The organism is Pedobacter nutrimenti (assembly GCF_032678445.1).
Lineage (GTDB): Bacteria > Bacteroidota > Bacteroidia > Sphingobacteriales > Sphingobacteriaceae > Pedobacter > Pedobacter nutrimenti_A.
Map to the genome: position 1 here is coordinate 55,018 of NZ_JAVTSQ010000013.1, position 19,804 is coordinate 74,821.

At 41.6% G+C, this 19,804-nt stretch carries 13 protein-coding genes; 7 read left to right on the forward strand and 6 right to left on the reverse strand.

The window, feature by feature from the left end; all coding sequences use genetic code 11:
- Window positions 1-5 precede the first annotated feature (5 nt).
- From R2S08_RS22765 to R2S08_RS22785, 5 genes are all read left to right on the forward strand, one after another.
- Window positions 6-1,034, forward strand: coding sequence for a LacI family DNA-binding transcriptional regulator (locus R2S08_RS22765; protein ID WP_316837304.1), 1,029 nt, complete (start codon window positions 6-8; stop codon window positions 1,032-1,034).
- Window positions 1,035-1,278: 244 nt separating this feature from the next.
- Window positions 1,279-4,548: a SusC/RagA family TonB-linked outer membrane protein gene (locus tag R2S08_RS22770; RefSeq protein WP_316837305.1), complete on the forward strand. Its 3,270-nt coding sequence runs from the start codon at window positions 1,279-1,281 to the stop codon at window positions 4,546-4,548.
- A gap of 46 nt (window positions 4,549-4,594) precedes the next feature.
- Window positions 4,595-6,496, forward strand: coding sequence for a RagB/SusD family nutrient uptake outer membrane protein (locus R2S08_RS22775; RefSeq protein WP_316837306.1), 1,902 nt, complete (start codon window positions 4,595-4,597; stop codon window positions 6,494-6,496).
- Between the two features lie 26 nt (window positions 6,497-6,522).
- Window positions 6,523-6,960, forward strand: a complete 438-nt coding sequence (locus tag R2S08_RS22780; protein WP_316837307.1) for a DUF5018-related domain-containing protein — start codon at window positions 6,523-6,525, stop codon at window positions 6,958-6,960.
- A gap of 111 nt (window positions 6,961-7,071) precedes the next feature.
- Window positions 7,072-8,550: a glycosyl hydrolase family 18 protein gene (locus tag R2S08_RS22785; protein WP_316837308.1), complete on the forward strand. Its 1,479-nt coding sequence runs from the start codon at window positions 7,072-7,074 to the stop codon at window positions 8,548-8,550.
- A 145-nt stretch (window positions 8,551-8,695) separates the two neighbouring features.
- Here R2S08_RS22785 and R2S08_RS22790 read toward each other — a convergent pair whose 3' ends face one another.
- Window positions 8,696-10,975 (reverse strand): FAD-dependent oxidoreductase, encoded by a 2,280-nt coding sequence (locus tag R2S08_RS22790; protein ID WP_316837309.1) that lies wholly within the window; start codon window positions 10,973-10,975, stop codon window positions 8,696-8,698.
- 24 nt (window positions 10,976-10,999) lie between these two features.
- On the reverse strand, window positions 11,000-12,961 hold the full coding sequence (locus R2S08_RS22795) for a hypothetical protein (RefSeq protein ID WP_316837310.1): 1,962 nt from the start codon (window positions 12,959-12,961) through the stop codon (window positions 11,000-11,002).
- 251 nt (window positions 12,962-13,212) lie between these two features.
- Between R2S08_RS22795 and R2S08_RS22800 the strand changes: the two genes are divergently transcribed.
- Together R2S08_RS22800 and R2S08_RS22805 are read left to right on the forward strand one after the other, a co-directional pair.
- On the forward strand, window positions 13,213-14,313 hold the full coding sequence (locus R2S08_RS22800) for a glycoside hydrolase family protein (protein WP_316837311.1): 1,101 nt from the start codon (window positions 13,213-13,215) through the stop codon (window positions 14,311-14,313).
- 54 nt (window positions 14,314-14,367) lie between these two features.
- Complete coding sequence (locus R2S08_RS22805) at window positions 14,368-15,381, forward strand: LacI family DNA-binding transcriptional regulator (protein ID WP_316837312.1); 1,014 nt, start codon at window positions 14,368-14,370, stop codon at window positions 15,379-15,381.
- A gap of 46 nt (window positions 15,382-15,427) precedes the next feature.
- Here the strand turns inward: R2S08_RS22805 and R2S08_RS22810 are convergent, their stop codons facing one another.
- The 4 genes from R2S08_RS22810 to R2S08_RS22825 are packed head-to-tail and all read right to left on the reverse strand — an operon-like array spanning window position 15,428 to window position 19,803.
- Window positions 15,428-16,444: a zinc-binding alcohol dehydrogenase family protein gene (locus R2S08_RS22810; RefSeq protein ID WP_316837313.1), complete on the reverse strand. Its 1,017-nt coding sequence runs from the start codon at window positions 16,442-16,444 to the stop codon at window positions 15,428-15,430.
- Window positions 16,445-16,462: 18 nt separating this feature from the next.
- Window positions 16,463-17,224 carry an SDR family NAD(P)-dependent oxidoreductase gene (locus R2S08_RS22815; protein ID WP_316837314.1) on the reverse strand — a complete coding sequence of 254 codons (762 nt, stop codon included), beginning with the start codon at window positions 17,222-17,224 and terminating at the stop codon, window positions 16,463-16,465.
- A gap of 16 nt (window positions 17,225-17,240) precedes the next feature.
- Window positions 17,241-18,329: a mandelate racemase/muconate lactonizing enzyme family protein gene (locus R2S08_RS22820; protein WP_316837315.1), complete on the reverse strand. Its 1,089-nt coding sequence runs from the start codon at window positions 18,327-18,329 to the stop codon at window positions 17,241-17,243.
- A gap of 25 nt (window positions 18,330-18,354) precedes the next feature.
- Complete coding sequence (locus R2S08_RS22825; protein ID WP_316837316.1) at window positions 18,355-19,803, reverse strand: alpha-L-fucosidase; 1,449 nt, start codon at window positions 19,801-19,803, stop codon at window positions 18,355-18,357.
- Window position 19,804: the final 1 nt, after the last annotated feature.

Below are 19,804 nucleotides of genomic sequence, written 5' to 3' on the forward strand. Positions count from 1 at the left end.
CGGGAATGAATATTGCAAATAACAAGAAAGCAGGCAGTCAAAATATGACCATCAGGAAAATAGCAGAAGATCTTAATCTGTCCACTTCTACGGTTTCCAGGGCTCTTTCAGACAATTACCAGATCAGCTCTGCCACAAAAAAAAGGGTGAAGAAATATGCGGCGGATATTAATTTTACGGTGAACAAGTTTGCCAGCGGATTAAGAGATGGCAAAACGCAAACGATTGGTGTAGTGGTTTGTTCCATTGACAGTTCATTTATTACGCAGATCATCAATGGAATCTATGATCACTGCAGTGATACCGGTTACCAGTTTCTGGTGATGCAGAGCAGGGGATCTTTTGAGCGTGAGCAGAATTGTGTGAAAATGCTGGTAGACAACAGGGTGGATGGTTTGCTGATTTCTCCGAGTTTCAATAGTACGGATCTGACTTATCTGAAAAATATACAGGCAACAGGCCTTCCGGTTGTTTTATTTGACCGGATCAGTGACCAGATCCATACCCACAAAATAGCCATTGATAATTCAGGGGGTGCTTTTAAAGTTAGCGAGTACCTGCTGGATAGGAATATCAAAAGAACTCTGGTGATCAATTGTAAAGAGGATGTTTTTTTAAGCAGGGAACGTTTAAGCGGTTTTCTGGAGGCGATGAAATACCGGGGGCTGGAGCAAAGGGAAGAGTTGATTGCGCATTGTGATCCTTCCAATCCTGAGGTATTGCAAGCAGAGCTCACCAAGCTGTTTACAGAGAATTTTGTAAACCATCAGCATGCCGAAGCTATTTTTACAACAACGGATTCTTTTACGACTACTGCGATTAAGGTATTAAATAAACTTGGCCTGGAAGTGCCGCTGGCTGGTTTTTGCAACAGTGATCTGGCCGATATATTTTCCGGGCATCCTACCACCATTTATCAGCCTGCTTACGAATTGGGCACACTGGCGGCGAAACAATTGTTGTCGCTAATTAAAAACAAGGAGGAAGATTTTGAAACGCTCTACCTGCCGACTAAATTGATTGTCAGAAGCTGATAAAATGTTTGTTATCCTGGAACCTGTGCGTTATTTCTATAAATAGTAGTAGTACCCGGGTTAAATTATCTTTTGTTTCTTTTTGCAACCGGTTCCAAAAATGGGAGCGGTTGCATTACTCTTTTTCATGCTTTTTCAAGTTTTAAAATAGATCTGTGACTTAAGTTTATATCATAAACCAGATATAAACCAACTGTATATTCGCTTTGAGAAGCGCCACCAAATCAAACTAAAACTTTAAGTAATGAGAAAAACTATGAGCCGTGCCAGGTCTTTACCCGGGCACTTAACTTTTAGGTCAACCATCGCCCTACCTTTTTTAACCTGTCTATTGATTGCGCAGCCATTTTTGTCTAAGGCATTTAATGCCGGTGTTTCATCTCATGTTGTCAACTCTGTCAACCCAGCTAGGTTAATACCTATAAAGGGTAAGATACTTGATGCTAAAGGTATACCTATTCCGGGGGTGACCGTTAGAGAAAAAGGAACAACCAATGGTACAACAACAGACAACAAGGGGATGTTTTCCTTAAATATTGTCAACGATAATGCTGTTGTCGTCATTTCTGTAATAGGCTATGAGCCGCGTGAAGTTATAGCAAGTTCGATTCAGAACGGTGTCATACAACTTACCGAATCTAATAAACAATTAAACGAAGTTGTAGTAACTGCGTATGGGAAAGTTAAAAAGAAGAATTTAACAGATGCAGTTGCTTCAATAAGTGCGGAGCAATTACAAAACCGCCCTATAAAATCGTTGGCAGAAGGTTTAAGAGGGCTAAGCCCCGGCTTAAACATCAATATCCCAAGCGGTGCCCCAGAGGCAAATCCTTCTATTAATATCAGGGGGTTTACGGCAATGAATTCTGCGGGCGCTCCTTTGGTATTGGTTGATGGGGTCGAAAGGCCGATACAAGATGTAAACCCCAATGATGTGGAGTCGGTATCGGTACTTAAAGACGGGGCCTCCAGTATTATTTATGGGTCAAGGGCACCTTATGGGGTCATTTTAATCACTACAAAAAGCGGTAGTTCTGGTAAAGTCGCGGTAAATTATGTTTCCAATGTCAAATTCACTACGGCAGCTATGATGCCCAAGCTGCCAAGTTCGTACGACTGGGCAACTTACCTGAACCAGATAAAACTGGCTGCTCCAGACGGAACAGGTGTAAAATTAGTAAACGACCTGACATTAGAAAGGATAAAAGCCCATGCAGCCGGAGACTACGATAATCCTGTTTTTGCAGGTCTTGATAGAAAGTATGTGATCAATGGTTCTTTTCCAGATCCCACTTCAAATTCCGGCTACAGCAGATACAATAGCTTTGGTAACGATGATTACATGGATGCTTATTTTAAAACAGCAGTACCTGCCACAGAACAAAATCTGAGTTTTTCTGGTGGAAGTGACCGTATTAAATATTATGTAGGTCTGGGATATAACAGAACTTCAGGTGTTTTGAAGCCAGTTGATAATCATTATCAACGATACAATGGCTTAACGAAACTGCAATTTAAAGCAGCCGATTGGCTCGATTTAGATGCAAGTATGAGTTACACCCGGGCGAATACCCTGGCGCCTAATATTGCTGGATTTGGAAATAATTATTCGACCTTTTTCTCCTATCTTGGCAGGGAATACCTCACCAATCCCCTCCGAAATCCAGACAATCCAGATTACTACAGTTCGCCTGTTTTTCTTTCCTCTATTACCGGGGGAGAGGTGGGATCAACGTTGAATGACTTAACTGTTTCGGGAGGATTTAACCTTCATCCAATACCTGGATTAACCATTAACGGAAGTTATAACTTCAGAAACCGGACTTACTTGAATGAAACTACGCAGCGGATTGTATACTCTTATAATCCTAGTGGCACCGTAACACCAGGGTTCAGAACTGCATCCACTAATGGGGCAAGTAAAAGTTTTGGGAGTACAGATTATAGCTTTGGTAAACTTTCTGCAGAATATAACAAAACACTGTCTAATGCGCATCATTTCTTTGTACAGGTAGGTGTACAGGCAGAAAACAACCAGGATAAAGTATTAAACGGTTCCGGTCAGGGACTATTTGCCCAGAATGTTATCGCCGCAATTAGTGCTTCTGCAGGGCCTTTCACTGCTAGTGACGCTTTGAGTCATTGGAGCACTTTAGGATATTATGGCGTTATTACCTACGATTTTAAAGAAAGATATTTATTGAAGTTAGCGGCCCGTGCCGATGCCAGTTCCAGGTTTGCGCCACAGTCGAGATGGGGTTACTTTCCATCTATCTCTGCTGGCTGGAATGCAGCGAACGAAAAATTCTGGATCTTTAAAGATTATATATCGCAGTTTAAACCAAGAGTTTCATGGTCTAAATCAGGTGACCAGTCATCGCAAGGCAGTCTTTATGCTTATTTACCCACTATGTCTTCGGGATTAAGTACCCAAACCTTATTAGGAGGCAGCCTGATGAATTATTTGAATCCGTCAGGTCTTGTGAGTAACACGTTAACCTGGACCAAACCCGCAGTGCTGGATTTTGGTATAGATGTAACGGCTTTAAAGAACAGATTGACGATAACATACGACTGGTATCAGCGCACTGTGTATGATCAGGCAGATCAACCCCGCATATTACCTCAAAGTTTAGGCACAAGTGCCCCGGCAGAAAATACTGCCGTATCAGAAACCCGCGGTTGGGAATTAAATATAGGCTGGAATGACAAATTTAGTCTGGCTGGTAAAACAGCGAACTACGGCCTGTCATTTATGATAAGTGATTACATAGGATATGTGGTGAAATATGCGTTTAACCAATCCGGATCCAGAAATGTGCTTACACCAGGGGTGTTGTTTGGGCAAAACCTTGTTTACACAAGCCAGGGAATTGTACAAAATACTGAAGGGCTAAATGGAAAAGTGCTCAATGGAAGCTATGGCTATCCGGGCTATATTACGTATGCAGATACCAATGGAGATGGATTTATTAACGGCGGAAGTGCTGGCGGGTGGTATAGTACAGGAGATTTAAAGAAGGATGGGTTTAATTATCCGCGCAAAAGCTATTCCATAATGCCATCCTTCTCCTGGAGTAATTTTTCTGTTTCAGCAATTTTCGAAGGTGTTATGCAATGGAAACAGTATGTATCCAACGAGGTTGTTTTTGGTCAGGCAGGGGAATTTTTCTCCCCATTTTATCAGCAAACCTTGGATAAAGGATTTTGGAATACAGATAATAAGGGTGCATTTTTTCCTGCTGTAGGTCAGGTACCGTCAATTAATGACCAGTATATATTAAACCTGGCCCATCTGCGGATAAGAAATGTAACCTTGGGTTACAACTTGCCGGAGAGCTGGTTGCGAAAAATTAAACTGCAAAAAGTTAATGTATATGTTAGTGGTGAAAACCTAGGATTTATCTATAACAAAGCCTTCTTAAAATACGATCCTGCGTTACTTTCTGCGTCAAATGGTATGGGTTATCCACCGATGAGAACTTATTCATTTGGATTAAATATCTCTTTATAAGATGCTTAACAATAGAACTATTTTGTCAATTCATAAAGATATCATCATGAAACATACATATATAACAAGAAGTATAGGCATTTTTGGCCTGTTTTGCATGACCATGTTTTTGGCCTGCAAGAAAGATTTTTTAGATAAGCTCCCTCAGGATAAAATTGCGCCGGAAGTTTTTTTTAATACCGCATCAGACATTAAAATTTATGTAAATGCTATGTACGAAACCCGTACGCCATTCTATATCTTCAATGTAAACGGAGATAATGCCGGGTTAGATCTGGGTTCGGATATATTGATTAGTGGTACCACGGTTACCGCGTCTTTAAACCAGGTCAGTGCCACCGGTGTAGCCGGAATTGAATCGGGGGGATGGTCTACCGGATATAGCCGTATCCGGCAAGACAATTACCTCTTTAAATATGCTCTGGGGAAAGTAGAGAAAACGCCTGCAGCAGATCACTTCCTTGGTGAAGGTTATTTTTTCAGGGCTTTTGATTACTTTTCTATGCTTAAACAATATGGTGATTTACCGATCATTACCGATCTTGTTACCGAGAAAGATGTTGCAAATTTATATAAACCCCGTCAGTCGCGTAATGAGGTGGCAAAGCAGATCATTAAAGACCTGGATTCGGCCATTAAAAAGTTATACTGGAAAGGTCAGGGTGAGGCAGTTGCAGGGCGTATTAACAAAGAAGCTGCGATTGTATTCAAAAGCAGAGTAGCTTTATACGAAGGGACATGGGAATATTATCATGGTTTACGAAGTACTCCTTTTGCAGTACCTGGTAAAGACGGCAAGGAGTTTTTAGAACTGATAGAGCCAGCGATGCTACAACTGATTACTTATCAGGGTGCCCGCATCTTTAAGTCGGGCGCTGAGCCTTATAATAGATTATTCGCTCAAAATGATATGTCTGCAGTAGACGGTGTTTTTTGGTACAGGGCTTATGATGGAACAAAATTACCGCAAAGCAATAATTTCTACCTCAAAACAAATGACGGGGGGCCATCTATTACAGATCATTTGGTAGATTTGTACCTTAATAAGGATGGTTCGCCACAAAGCCTCACGACTCCGTATAGTCAACTGAATACACTTTCTGTTCAATTAGATCCAAGGTTCAGACAAACCATCTGGACACCAGACCGTGGACCATATGGAAAAATTCCAGGTAGAGAACTGGCTTCGCCAAATCTCAGATACCCTATAGTTGCACCTATATTATCGGCAGCAGCAGGGTTTAACTCTACCGGATACCGTACGTATAAAGGTATTGTTCTTAATTCGGCAGAACAATTTAAGGGAGAAACTGACGATATTTTTATTCGGTATGAAGAAGGTTTGCTGGCACTTGCTGAAGCCAAAGCAATTTTAGGTACCATCGGCCAGATGGATATTGACAAAACCATTAATGTAATTCGTGGAAGAGTAGGCATGGCACCAATGAATTTAAGTGCCGTACAGGCAATTCCTTCTTCAGTTTATCGTGAAGATTTGGGTTTTACATCTGGTGCACCTAATATTGTAAATGAGGTGAGGCGCGAACGTACTATAGAGTTTGCACTGGAGGGCTATCGTTTAGACGATATTAAACGTTGGGCTGTATTTGATAAGGTGGTCAACGGATATATACCTAAGGGCGCGCAATTACAAGAATTTTTAGATTACTTCAATACGCCGGGTGCATTAACTGCAGATGGTTTTGATATCAGCGGCGTTTCTTTCCCGTTATTAAAGGTGAGCGGTACAGCCGTAAATGTAAATGCTTTTATCGGAAGCGGGCGGATTAATCCTTATTTTAAATCGCCGCAATTCCAAACCGCTGCATCAGTTGGCTTTTATATCAACCCAGGTAGAGACTATCTCACGTTTGTTCCTTTGTCTCAGATTCAAATTTATCAGGCACAAGCCAATGTCAAGCTTACGCAAAATCCGGGGTGGAATTAATTTATATGCATTTAATTAGAAGAAAGATGAAAAACAGCAAAATTCAATTTATAGCTTTTTTAATGATCATAAGTTTGGGTGCCTGTACTAAAGCAAGGATAGAACCGGACTTTTCAATATACGGGGATAAAGCTTTTATTACCGGAATTACAACGTTTGACTATATTACGATTACGCGTAAACTCAATTATAATGAAGAAGTAACGGGTTACCAGGTACGGGGACTAGCCAATGCTTCAACTATCGACAAAGTAAACTTTAAAATTAGTGTTCTGGTGACCAACCCGGCGGCTGATCTTAGTAAAATGGGTATCCGGATATCGAATGATGCCACTAAAATTGAGCCATTGAATGGCGCGCCGGCCGCCGGAACCATCGGTGATTATTCTAAAGGCCCCTATGTTTATCGGGTTTATTCCGCCGATGGCACCATCCATGACTGGACCATTAGTTTTACCAAGTAGAAATAAAAAAGGTGTTCGGATGATCTGAACACCTTTTTTATTATAAATGAGGTAAATATGATCAATTAAGACTACATCAACTCTAAATAAAATCAACCTAAAACTTAAAGTATGAAAAAGCAAAAATTATTAGTTATGATTACATTCGTGTTGTTCATCTGTGGGGTTTTGTCTTGCAAAAAATCGTTAGACATTGTGGATGCGACGAATGCCGCCGGGAAATTTAAAATCAAAAATGCTACCAGCGTAATTGGACACCCGGCAGGTTTGCAAACTAGTTTGCGCATGTACGGCTACTATTCTATTTGGGGCGGCTCCTGGGAACAACAAATGGATTCGGTAAATATTAACCAACTCACCGATGTATGTATATCTTTTATCAACCCCAATTCAAGTGGTGTATTTACCATTAGTAGCGACGTCGCACAGGCTGTAATAAAAGGTCATAACCAGGAAGTTAAAATGCATTTTTCCTTTGGCGGTGGGGGAGGTCCGGCTTATTGGGATAACCTGATTAAGCCTGTTAACCGGGCACAGGTAATTTCAAATATTCGAAAAGTACTAACCGATTATAACTTTGACGGTGTAGATGTTGATCTGGAAAATGAGCGCATTACAACAGATTACAATGGCTTTGTTATCCAGCTTTCAGATACATTAAGGCGATATAGCAAAGAACTGTCTGCTGCTTTATCTCCTTATCAGAGAAATCAATTATCGGACACCGTATATAGCCGCTTAGATTTTTTAAACGTGATGAGTTACGACTATACCAAAAGTACACCTCAGTCACATTCCTCATTTGCACAGTTTCAAACAGATTTTAACAATTTAAAGACCAAACTTCCTGCTTCTAAAATTAATATGGGTGTACCCGGTTACGCATGGGAGTATAATGGGAATACTCCAACTACGCAAGTGTCTTATAAAAACATCGCAAATCAATTTCCAACGGCAGGCGTATTAAACTATAAATACGCCACTTCTACCAAAACATGGTGGTTTGATGGTTTTCCTGTTTTAAGGCAGAAAGTAGCTTATTGTTTGCAACAGGGAGCTGGAGGCATGATGATGTGGCAAATCATGCATGATCCTAAAGATTCACGTTCATTGCTGAAATTGATGAACTATTGCGCAGGTAATCCTATAGCTGCTGGTTTTGATCCTACATTAACTTATTCTCTCAGGGCGTTGAATAGTTATTATGCAATGGAAGTAGCCAATGGCTCATTAAATGATTGGATAGGTATACAACAGAATCCATGGATAGCGGATAATAAACAAAGATGGTCACTTACTGCAACTAATAATGAATTTAAAATTACCAATATAAATAGCGGGAAAGTGTTGGATGAGGTTGACGAAACTTCTAGTGGGAATGGTTTACAATTTGCACAAAACTCCTGGCATGGTGGCGGTAACCAGCGGTATAAGCTGGTACCAAACGAGTTGGGTTATTACAAGATCGTTAATGTAGCGAGCAACAGGCTGGCTACGGTGTACCAGGGCTCAACGGCAGCGGGAACTAAAATTGTACAAGCTAATGATGTAAATGGTACCAATCAACAATGGCTGATCATTAATCAATAAGGGCTTGACAGGAGGATGTCAGAGGCTGCTTCGCCCTGACATCCTGTTTTATTTAAACCTGAGTAAAAAAGCCTTCCCGGCAAGGTTCAAAAAAGCCATGAGGTGCCAGTTTAAAGAATTGAACTACGTTAGTTACCAATAGCTTTTAAGCATAAACCCTAATACCAAATAAAGAAGCCGGGCTCAGGGTAGAAGGATGTGTTAAATATATGGTGATTTTTTTCGTTTCAATTGTTGCTGGCAGTTCAATGATATTCCTGGTTTGGTAGTTGCCTTTCTTACGATACAATATCTCACCATTTTCATCCTCTATACGATAATCTGAAACACAAAACGGCATAGAATTTTCTGGGTGTCCCATCAATACTGTTTCCATCGGATGATCAAAATCGGTATCAAATGCCAGATGTAAGGTCCGGATCTGCTGAGGTTTCAACCAGTTTAATTCCACAAAAGGTTCGGGATCTTCAATTGCCGATACCCAGGCATTAGGTTGCAGAGTTGGTCTGTCAATGCCATTTTTTAGGTTGTCAACCTTAAAGGCGGAGAGGGGTGGATCAAAGGCCAAGGCCATATTTAGCCCTTTAGGACGACGCTGCGGACACCAGAATTCAAATTCTTCTACACCTATATCTTCGGTGGGGGTTTGTTTTCCGAAATTTGAAACTGCTTTATTGACCAAATTGAATACCGATAGCATACCTGTAATCCGCAGCGATGAAAATTTAAGTTTAACCAGCGGATTCTTATCAATAACAAAGAAGAGATAACAGCATTCATCTGCATTGTAATCAAAATCTGCAGTGAGTACCTGAGAACCTTTTGATAATGGATAGGTTCTGCTCTTCAAAAAAAGGTCGGGTGTATAATTGCCGGTCTTTATACTTTTACGCAAGGTAACGCTGATTTCGGTAGGTTCTTCTGCTATTACTTCAAAACTAATTTTTGGAAAAACTCCAGGCTTTATAGGAATCAATTGTGCCGACGAAATTTCAAGCGGTAAGAAGCAACTGTCGTTATTCAAACTGCTAATTTCCAAATAACTTGAAGCCGTTATTGCAGCAGTCTGTGCCAGATCAGCCGGTTCTTTAAGGTTCAACCCGGGTATATACTGACCGGCAGCCTGAAGTTCAGCCTGTAATTGAACAATTTTTTCCTGTAGGATGATATCTGCAGGGAAGATCTCATACTGTTTGCAAATTTTGGCCGCAATGGCAACGGCCTGAGCTACATATGCACCTGTTGCCATTACCCGGGTAGAAGCAAAGGCCACATGTGAGGCACTGATGATACGTCCAGCCAAAAATAGATTTTTTATGTTTTTGCTGTACATTGTTCTATAGGGTATCTGGTAAATCCCTTTGCTGTGCCACTGGTTACAACCGGGCTTTTCACTGAAAACACCGTCTGCAGGGTGTAGGTCTATCGACCAGCCACCATATGCAACCGCATCATAATGTGTACGCTGTTCAACAATATCTTTTTGATGGATCATATAATCTCCCTCAAACCGTCTGCTTTCCCGTTTACCAGGAATCGTGCCTACCCATTCCAGCGTTAGATTTTCTGCCTCTGGGAAATTACCTGAATTTTTAATATAGTTCCAGGTGCCATAAATTACTTTCCAAAGTTCCCATTTGATGTTTTCAGTGTCGTGCACTGTATCCAGGCGCCCCCCATATTCCAGCCACCATAGTTTGCAACCATATTCTTTGGTGTTGAAACTGCGAAAACGGGGTATAACGGTAATATCCTGAAGTGCAAAGGCAGGAGGGGTATATTTGACCGGATAACCAACATCTTTCGAGTAAAAATACATTGAATGCCCTAAAAGTTCACCATATTCTTTAGTAGGGGCAAACTTCTCGTCAAACTCCTCCTGGCTTTCGGCACCCATTCTAAACGAGGCACCAGCCAGAAAGCCAACAATGCCATCTCCTGAGCAGTCACAGAAATAAGGTGCAAAAATGCTATATAACGTGGAATTCTGGCTGCAGAACCCTGTTATTGATCTGATCTCGTCATCGCTCTTTTTATCCATTTCGTAAACGGCGGTATTTAGCAATAACCGGATATTATTTTCGGCGATAACTTTATCCAGTAAAATGCTATCAAAGATCAGTGGGTTCCCTTCCCGGTTACGGTACATGTTTTCAACCAGCAGTTCATCTATTACGCCACCCTCACGGCTCCATCGATTATTATTGCCCAGATGAGACGTCGCGCCAAGTACCCATAAACGTACTTCACTCGAGGCATTTCCTCCTAATACGGGCCTGTCTTGTACCAAAGTTACTTTAAGACCAGCGCGTGCCGCCGTTATAGCCGCACAAACTCCAGCTAATCCACCACCAATGATGGCGAAATCTGTATCAATAGTCACCTTCTTCAGGGCACGTTGTGCCATAAATTCTTGCTTCACCATAGTTTAAATTCAGTATGTAGTGTTTTATAAAATGATTATGTTGCCCTTGTCGTCTGACTTCAGACTAATCGTTTTTTTGAAAAGTGCATAACCATAAGAAATTGTGGTGGTTCCTTTAGCCAGATTTTCTTGTTCAAGGGTACCTATGTAAACCTGGCTTCCCTGTGCCGTTTGCGTAAGCGTTATTCTTTTACCCTCATTTGTCAGAACCTCTATGGTTTTTGGCTCCCTTCCTGGGTATCCGGGAACTTGAAGCTGGAGATAGGATTTGCCTGATGGTCTATTTTTTACCTGGAACTGCGTGTCGTAGAAATGAATATAGGCCAGACTTTTATTCCATGCAGAATTAAAAGCAGTCCATCCTTCTAACCATCCAAATTTTCCGTTTGGGTTATATGGGTACATTTCCGTAGTACTAATTGAGCTGAAAGTCCCTCTAACCAGTTCTAATCTTGCACAAACATCGTCCATGTAAGATTTTGGCCAACCTTTTTCCAGGCCTGAAAAGCCTTTTTTCTGATGAAAAGCAGCGCAGGAGTTTTGAGGGTTTCGACCAAATAAATCGTCGACAGCGGCGGCGGACAATTGTAATAGTCTTGCTTTTTTTGTCTCATCGTCTATCGCTATTGAGGCACTTAATGCGACGCTGGGAAACCCGGCTATATTTCCTGTTTCACTGAATCCCGGTACAGTCCATAGATCCTGCATATTATACCTTCTGAAATCCCAAAGGTTTTCAGAACGGGAAATGGCAATATCTACCCATTTTTCTATTTTCTGCTTCAGACCTTTTGGAGACTTATCCGGATATTGTTTTAGAAAATACACAAGCGCAGGTATCAACACATGCTCGCTCATCCGCTGGCCTTTGGTGTTTTCCGGACGATTAAAGTCAAGACTGTCGATTACCCATTTGGTTTGTCTAAAAGCAGCATCAAAATATTTTTGTGCATTAGCATCACCATCTCTTTGGGCCACCTCATACATAAATAAATTTGGCATAATGGAGTGGCCAGGGGCTTCGCGTCCTTTGGCACTTCCTATGGAACTAAAAACGCCGAGCAAACCTGTATATGCCCATTGGTCCAGGACGAATTTCTTAACCTGTTTGTAGTAGCTTTCTGTGAAATACTGTTTGTAATAAGGATAACCATATAAAAAGTAGGCAAATTGTTCCAGTGTCTGCGGATGCAGGCGGCGTCCTTCATCACCGCCACTAGGGTCTTGCGTTACGGGATTAAGTAAGTAAAATCCAATACCCCAATGTATATTATTGATGATGTCGGGGACCTTACTGCCAATAGGCGCATCAATTTTAGTATAATAATCTCTGGCAGTTTGCAAGGCATGGCTGCCCTCAGGAGCCATAATGTATTTAAAATCGGATGCTAGAATTCTATTCTTGTCTGAGTTGTAGTCAATTTGCCTGGGGGCCTGCTCGTAAAATTCGGGATTTGCCAGATATTGCAACACCATTGAAGGTACTTCATAACTATAAGCAGTACCGTCTCTCCATGGTGCACCACCCCAAGCCGATGGATGCGTGCCTATTACACTCCGGTCATCTATCATAAAATCAACTGCTGGCTGTGTTAGTGATCTTTCCATCCAGAATTTCCCGATCGAGAAAGGGAAAGATTGTATAAACTGTATATTCCGGGTAACACTGATTACATATTCAACCCCTGTCACCGATGGATTAAAATCGCTGAAATCTCCTATATGGCCTGATATTTTTCCGGTAAATAGAACTTTTGTTTTGCCTGATTCGGTAATTCTGAAGAGCGTACCATCAGCAATAAGAGGTGCGGTGAATCGTTTGGTCCATCCTATGTTATAGCCGCTTTGATTTACACTTATAATGGACTCATAAGTTTTATCAGGTTGACCATCATGCAAAGATGTCTGCGCGGATAAGGGGATGCCTGGGAATAGTAAAACACAGGCAAGCAGGAGTGATATATATAGGGAATATAACTTGTTCATTTTAAAGTTGGTCATTGAAATTATTCAAGATATTAAATAAATTCATTTTGATGGGGCTAGGTTTAATCTGTTTTGGTTTCTTTAAGGTAAAATTAAACTCTTAGCGAGTTTATCATCGGATATGTTAAATTTTTCTTTCTTTGGAACCGTTCCCAAAAACGGGAGCGGTTCCAAAGCACTTTGTCTGGGTAATTTCTTAATTATCCAGATTGCGATTTTATATCTTGAGAAAAATTTTAATCGGATTCTGTATGAAATGCCTATTTACTTTATTATTAATATATGGCCTGACTAACCTAAGTTATGCGCAAAAAAAAGGATCTGCTGATGATTGGGATTTTAGCAAAATGATACAACCTGTTCCTGCACAAAATATGTTTGCAGATCCGGCATACAATATCTGGTGCGGTAGTGTAGTGAAGGGTAAAAACAATAAATATTATATGTTTTACAGCCGTTGGCCAAGAAAAAATGGCCACCAGGATTGGGTTAGGCATTCGGAAATTGCATTAGCTGTGGCTGATTTTCCAGGTGGGCCATTCAAGCATTTAAAAGTGGTGTTGCCTGCAAGAGGTGCTGCGTATTGGGATGGAGTAAATACACATAATCCCTATGTAATTACTTATAAAGGTAAATACTACCTTTATTATATTGGTATGACAGGAACGGCACAGCTTGAGGAGCCGGCAAAATTTGGCACGCGGGCATGGTGGCTGTATCGCAATACACAGCGGATAGGAGTTGCTGTGGCGGATAATCCCGAGGCTGATTTTAAAAGATCAGACAAGCCTGTGTTTACCGTAAATCCGGATACTACGGCTTTTGATGCGGTTATTGTTTCCAATCCGGCAGTCACGATCAATGACAAGGGGAAAGTACTTTTAATGTATAAAGGTGTGGAAAAGAACGGGAAGTTGGCTGGAGGGCGTGTTAAAATAGGCATTGCTTTTGCCGACAGTCCAACCGGACCTTTTAAAAGATATGGCAGGCCTATCATGGAACCAAAAGAAAAATCAGAACACTGGATGCTGGCGGAAGATCCGTATTTGTGGTTTGCCAATAAAAAATATTATGCCATAGTCCGGGATGTAGTGGGAAAGTTCACTGGTCAGGAAGGTGCATTGGCTTTGCTGAGTTCGTCGAATGCAATAGACTGGCAGGTTACGAAACATCCGCTGGTTACTCCTCCTAAAATTAAATATGCAGATGGCAGAACATCTGACGACAGGATGGAACGCCCATTTCTAATGTTTAATGACAAGGGAATGCCAATTGTGCTGTATGGGGCAATGGGGATTAACGGACGTGAACATGCTATGAATGTTGCAGTGCCTTTGAAGCAGCCACAATAGGTCTTTTCAGATCCGAAAGTTTGGGAACTTCTCAAACTTTCCTAATTTGCTGATATGAAAAAACATCAGGTAACTATTATAGATATAGCCAGGCAACTAGGTATTTCTAAATCTACCGTTTCAAGGGCTTTGTCCTGTCATCCCAATGTACACGAACAGACGAGGATTAAGGTGCTTAAGTTGGCTGAAGAATTTGAGTATCAGCGAAATATGTTTTCTGTTAACCTAACGCGTAAGGCTACACATACAATTGGTATTATAGTTCCGGAATTTAACCGGTCTTTTTTTCCGCAGGTCATTAAGAGTGCTCAGGAGGCTGCAAAGGATGCTGGCTATAACCTCATTATAGCTCAATCGGACGAGAATTACCAAACTGAAGTGACGAATGCGAAATTGATGCTTCAGTATCAGGTTGATGGGGTGCTGATCTCATTGACTAAAGAAACAAATAACTTTGACCACCTGAAACAATTTGAAAGAAGAGGGGTTCCTATAGTTTTTTTTAATCGCGTTTGTGACCAAATTATAGCACCCAAGGTAATTGTGGATGATTACGAAGGCGCATTTGCCGCGGTAGAACACCTTATAGAGACAGGCAAAAAAAAAATTGCCCATCTTACCGGTCCGGAAACGCTTAAAGTATGTAATAACCGAAAAAGGGGATATTTTGATGCTTTAAAAAAGTACGATATTCCAATTGATGAAGAGTTGGTGCTGCACTATGATTTGAATTTAGCTCAGGTTAGAATATATCTTAATCATTTCCTGGCAATGGACCCGAGGCCTGATGCCCTGTTTTGTGTTAATGATCCAACGGCAGTGGAGGTCATTAAGCTGTTAAAAGCAAAAGGGATAAAGATACCGGAAGAGATTGCCGTTGTGGGTTTTAGCAATGACCTGGTGTCTACTTTTATAGAGCCTCAGCTTACTACTGTGGAACAGCCTATTGACCAACTGGGCCGTACTGCAGTAGCACTGCTTGTTGACCAGATCAATAGAGATATTGCAAACTGGAAGGCGCATACAGTGGTTTTAAAAACGAACCTTATTATCAGAGCATCCAGTTGATCTTTTGAAAATTGAAGAGGGAGACAGAGAGAAAAGGGACACTTATCTAAAAATCAATGATGGCTTTGATTACGTTTTCTTCTGGTAAATAAAGCTTTTCGAATTCTGTGATCAGATCATCAAACTTAATGCGGTGGGTAATGTAGCCGGTTGTATCTATCAGGTTAGCTTTAAAAAGATTGATCACCTTTTTAAAATCAACGGCCCTTGCCGACCGGCTTGCTTTTAGGGTGATTTCTTTGCGGTGAAAATTGGGGTCATCAAAAGTAACTTCACCTACAAAAAGCCCAACAAAAACAACAGTGCCTCCTGCGGCTACGTAACCAAATGCATTTTGCATGGATGTTTTGTTGCCAGTGGCATCAAAAACTACTGTGGGTAAATCGCCATCTAATAATTGTTCCAAATCCTCTGTTATGGTATCATTCAGCTTAAGGGTTTCGATTTCGGGGAATTTTTGTTTGGCAAAATCGAGCCTGTTCTGATTTACATCCAAAACCACAATTTTAACACCTTCTAGTCTGGCAATAGCAATAATGCCTAAACCAATCGGGCCGGCGCCAATAACCAATAGGTTATCTGTGGGATTTAGTTGTGCCCTTTCTACGGCGTGGCTGCCAATAGCAAAGGGCTCAACCAGCGAGACCTGATCGGCTGGCAAACCATTGGTGACATGTATGTTTGCTGCTAAGTAGGTGATGTATTCTTGCATGGCGCCATCTTCATGTACACCCAAAACGGTTAATTTGCTGCCGCAATTGGTTTTTCCTTTTTTGACAGCCTGGTCTGCTATCGGGTTGCGATAAGGCTCAACGGTACAGCTGTCGCCTACTTTTAAATGCTGGACATTTTTGCCTATGGCTACAATTTCTGCTGCTATTTCGTGACCTAAGATCCGGGGATAGCTAAAAAAGGGCTGTTTGCCGTTAAATGCATGTAAATCGGTGCCGCAAATCGAAATGTTTTTGATCTTCAGCAGTACTTCTTCATCGCCCGGGGCAGTTGGTTGTGCTTTGGTAAATGCTTCGAATTGTCCAGGGTGTTTTAATACAATAGCTTTCATTATAATGAGTTTTTAATGTTAAAAATTTACAGTTGCTCCACCATCAACTGGCAGTACAACGCCAGTAATGTACCTGGCTGCTTCCGAAGCTAAAAAGACAGCGGCGTGGCCGATATCGTCAGTCTGGCCAAAACCAGGCATGGCAATGCGGTTTACAATTTTTTGTTTTCGTGCCGGGTCTGCATTCACAGCGTTTAAAAACATAGGGCTTTCTATCCATCCTGGCGCGATGGTATTTATGCGTACATTGCAGGGTGCATATTCGGTGACCAGATTGTTCATTAAACCTGTTAATGCACTTTTAGAGGTTCCATAGGCAGAAACCCTGTCAATGCCAAAAATGCCGGCCATTGATCCGATAAAAATAATGTTGCCCGATTTTCGTGCCACCATCCGGCTGGCGCAGGTTCTGGTTAAGCTAAAAACGCTGAGCAGATTGGTTTGAATAATTTGTTCGAACTCATCGTCTCCGGTCTCGAGCGATAGTTTTTTAAGGTGAATGCCCGCATTGTTCACTAAAATATCAATGGGTGCTATGGTGCTTTCTATTTTTTCGATAAGTGCTGGTATACCTGTTTTTTCCAGCAGGTCGAAAACAAAATAATGGCAGTTTGAGCCAAGTTGTTCCTGGGCACTTTTCAAATGGTCTTCTCTGCGGCCGGTAATCACCACGGTTGCACCTGCTGCTATCATAGCTTTTGCAATACCGAGTCCAATGCCCGTGCCCCCACCTGTGATCAGGGCAGTTTTATGTGATAAGGAAAATGGTGTTGTTTGCATATTTTTGAAGTAAGGGCTATTTAATTTCTTGCAAGTGTTCATCCAGAAACCTAAAGCCCCAGCCCGCATGCTGATGGGGATGGGCAAAGCCATTTTTTACAACCAATGGGTTGTCAATCAGGGGATCTATCCAATCGAAACTTTCTACCCCGACACCATTTGGTATGGAACAAACTAAAGGCACGTCGTAGTCTTTATAATAGTGTGGTAAAACAGGCAGATGGTGGGTGTTGGCCAAAGCTGCACTTTCACGCCAGGCTTCAACACCACCAATACGCAAGATATCAGGCTGCCAGATATCCAGTGCATTTCTCTTGATCAATTCTGTTAAAGGCTGGGTATCATATTCTCTTTCGCCCATGGCCAGTGAAATGCCGGTTTGTTCTTTCAGGTTTTTATAACCTTCAAAATCCTGATGGTGCAGGGGTTCTTCGAACCAGTAAATGTTTAATTCCGTTGCTTTTCGGGCAAGTTGTATAGCCTCGGGCAGTTTCATACCCTGGTTGGCATCCATCATGATGTTGAGGTCGTTGCCAATGGCTTCCCGCACTAATCTCAGGCGCTCCACATCCGTTTTCCAGTTGGGTGAGCCTACCTTTATTTTTACCGCCGTAAAACCCCGCTCTTTATAACCTGATACTTCTTCTATCAATTCGTCCAAACTGTACGAGAGCCAACCTCCGCTGCCGTAAATAGCGCATTTGTTGCGGTGAACACCCCATAGTTTCCAAACAGGCTGATTGACTGTTCTGGCCCAGGCATCCCACATTGCAATGTTTATAGCGGCGGCCGCCCATTTATTAATGCCATTTTGGCCAAAGTATTCCGTCTCGTGGTTTAGTAATGCATTTACGATACCTGTATCGTAAGCTTCGTAGCCTGTTATGGCAGGTAAAGCATCTTTTAAAGCGCCCAAAATCGCATTTGGTGAGTATTGGAACGAGAGAAGGTAACTTTCGCCAATAACTCCGTTTTCCAGCTGCAGCCTCAGTACAAGAAACGATATTTCATGTAAGGTATGGGTAGCGTCGGCAATGGGTTTTTTAAGCTTTGCTTTTGCTTTGTAAATTTTGTAGGATTTGATTTTTGTGGAGGATATGCTCATTTGATTTGTAGTTTATGCCTGCACATTAATTGCCCACGCCAACTTCACTTACTGTTGCTTCTTCAACAGCATCTAAAATTTGCAGCTTGATGTATCTGGTCTTTATGGGTGTAAATGTGGTTACTTTAAGATCGCTGGTTTTGTTCCAGCCGGCCGCTTTTATCTGTTGATAATTCTGATTATCTATTGATACAGATAATTCGTATTTGGTGATTGCACCGTTATAGCCTTTTAGTTGAGTAGGGAGATAATAGAATTTGCTAATGGTTTTTTCAGTGCCTAAATCAAGGATGAGGTAACGGTTTTTCTCTGGTGCGAATTTCCAGAAGGTTTGAAAAGCAGCAAATCCGCCACGGTCTCCTACCAGATCGCTTATTCCATCAATCATCACACCAGCCGTGCTCTGTTGGAGTAAAGCGGAAATAGGAGAACCCAGATCAGCCGGTCCTGCAGGTTCTGTGAATGCCTGGCCAGCAGAGGATGAAATAGATTTTGCAACAATGTATTCCTGAGGGATAACTGGTTGTTTGGGTAATGGAAGTCTGTTGGACAGGGGTTTCCATAATTTGCCAATGGCCTTAAGGTGTTCTACTGCCTGTTTATCGAAAAGACCGTCACGATTGGGGCCAATATTGATCAGATAATTACAATATAAGGGAACTACACGTTGCAATTTATCTAAGGTATAACTGACGTCTTTAACCTGTGCGGATGCCCCCGGATGCCAGAACCATCCATTGGTAAGTGTAAGTGCCATCTGGGACGGATAAATATTGTTACCCATTGGATAAATGCCTTTTGGCCCTTCGTAATACACGATATCCGTTTGTAACGGACTGTTTCCATTGTGTTCTGCTATTAAACAATTGGGCTGTAGTTTTTTTACGTGGTCGTAGATGCGTTGGTAAGAAATAGCGGTATGTCCCAGTTTCCAATTCCAGCCATCAAAGATAATCATGGGTATTTCTCCATAGTTTGTCAGTAATTCGGTGAGCTGGTTCATCACAAATTCTTCTTCTTTTGGGCCGCCCTTTTCTACGTCGTTGTGACGGTCCCATATGGAAAAGTACAGGCAGGGTTTTAAACCGCGGCTGCGAAAGGCCTTTACGTATTCGGCAACGACGTCTTTTTTTACAGAACTGTTTGCAACATCATAGTCGGTATATTTACTGTCCCATAAACAAAAACCATCATGATGCTTGGTGGTGAGGATCCCATAAGTCATACCGGCTGCTTTACAGGCATCAGCCCATTGGTTACAATCTAATTTTGCAGGATTAAATTCTTTTGGGTCATGGTTTGGACTGGCCCATTCCTCATCGGTAAATGTGCCCATATTGAAATGGATCATTACGCCAAACTGCAGGTTGACAAAATTGGACTGGAGGGTATAAAGTTCTGTTTTCTTATTCCTTTGTGCGAAGCCTGATGCTGACATGGCAAACATCACGGCAAATATGATAATCTTCTTCATT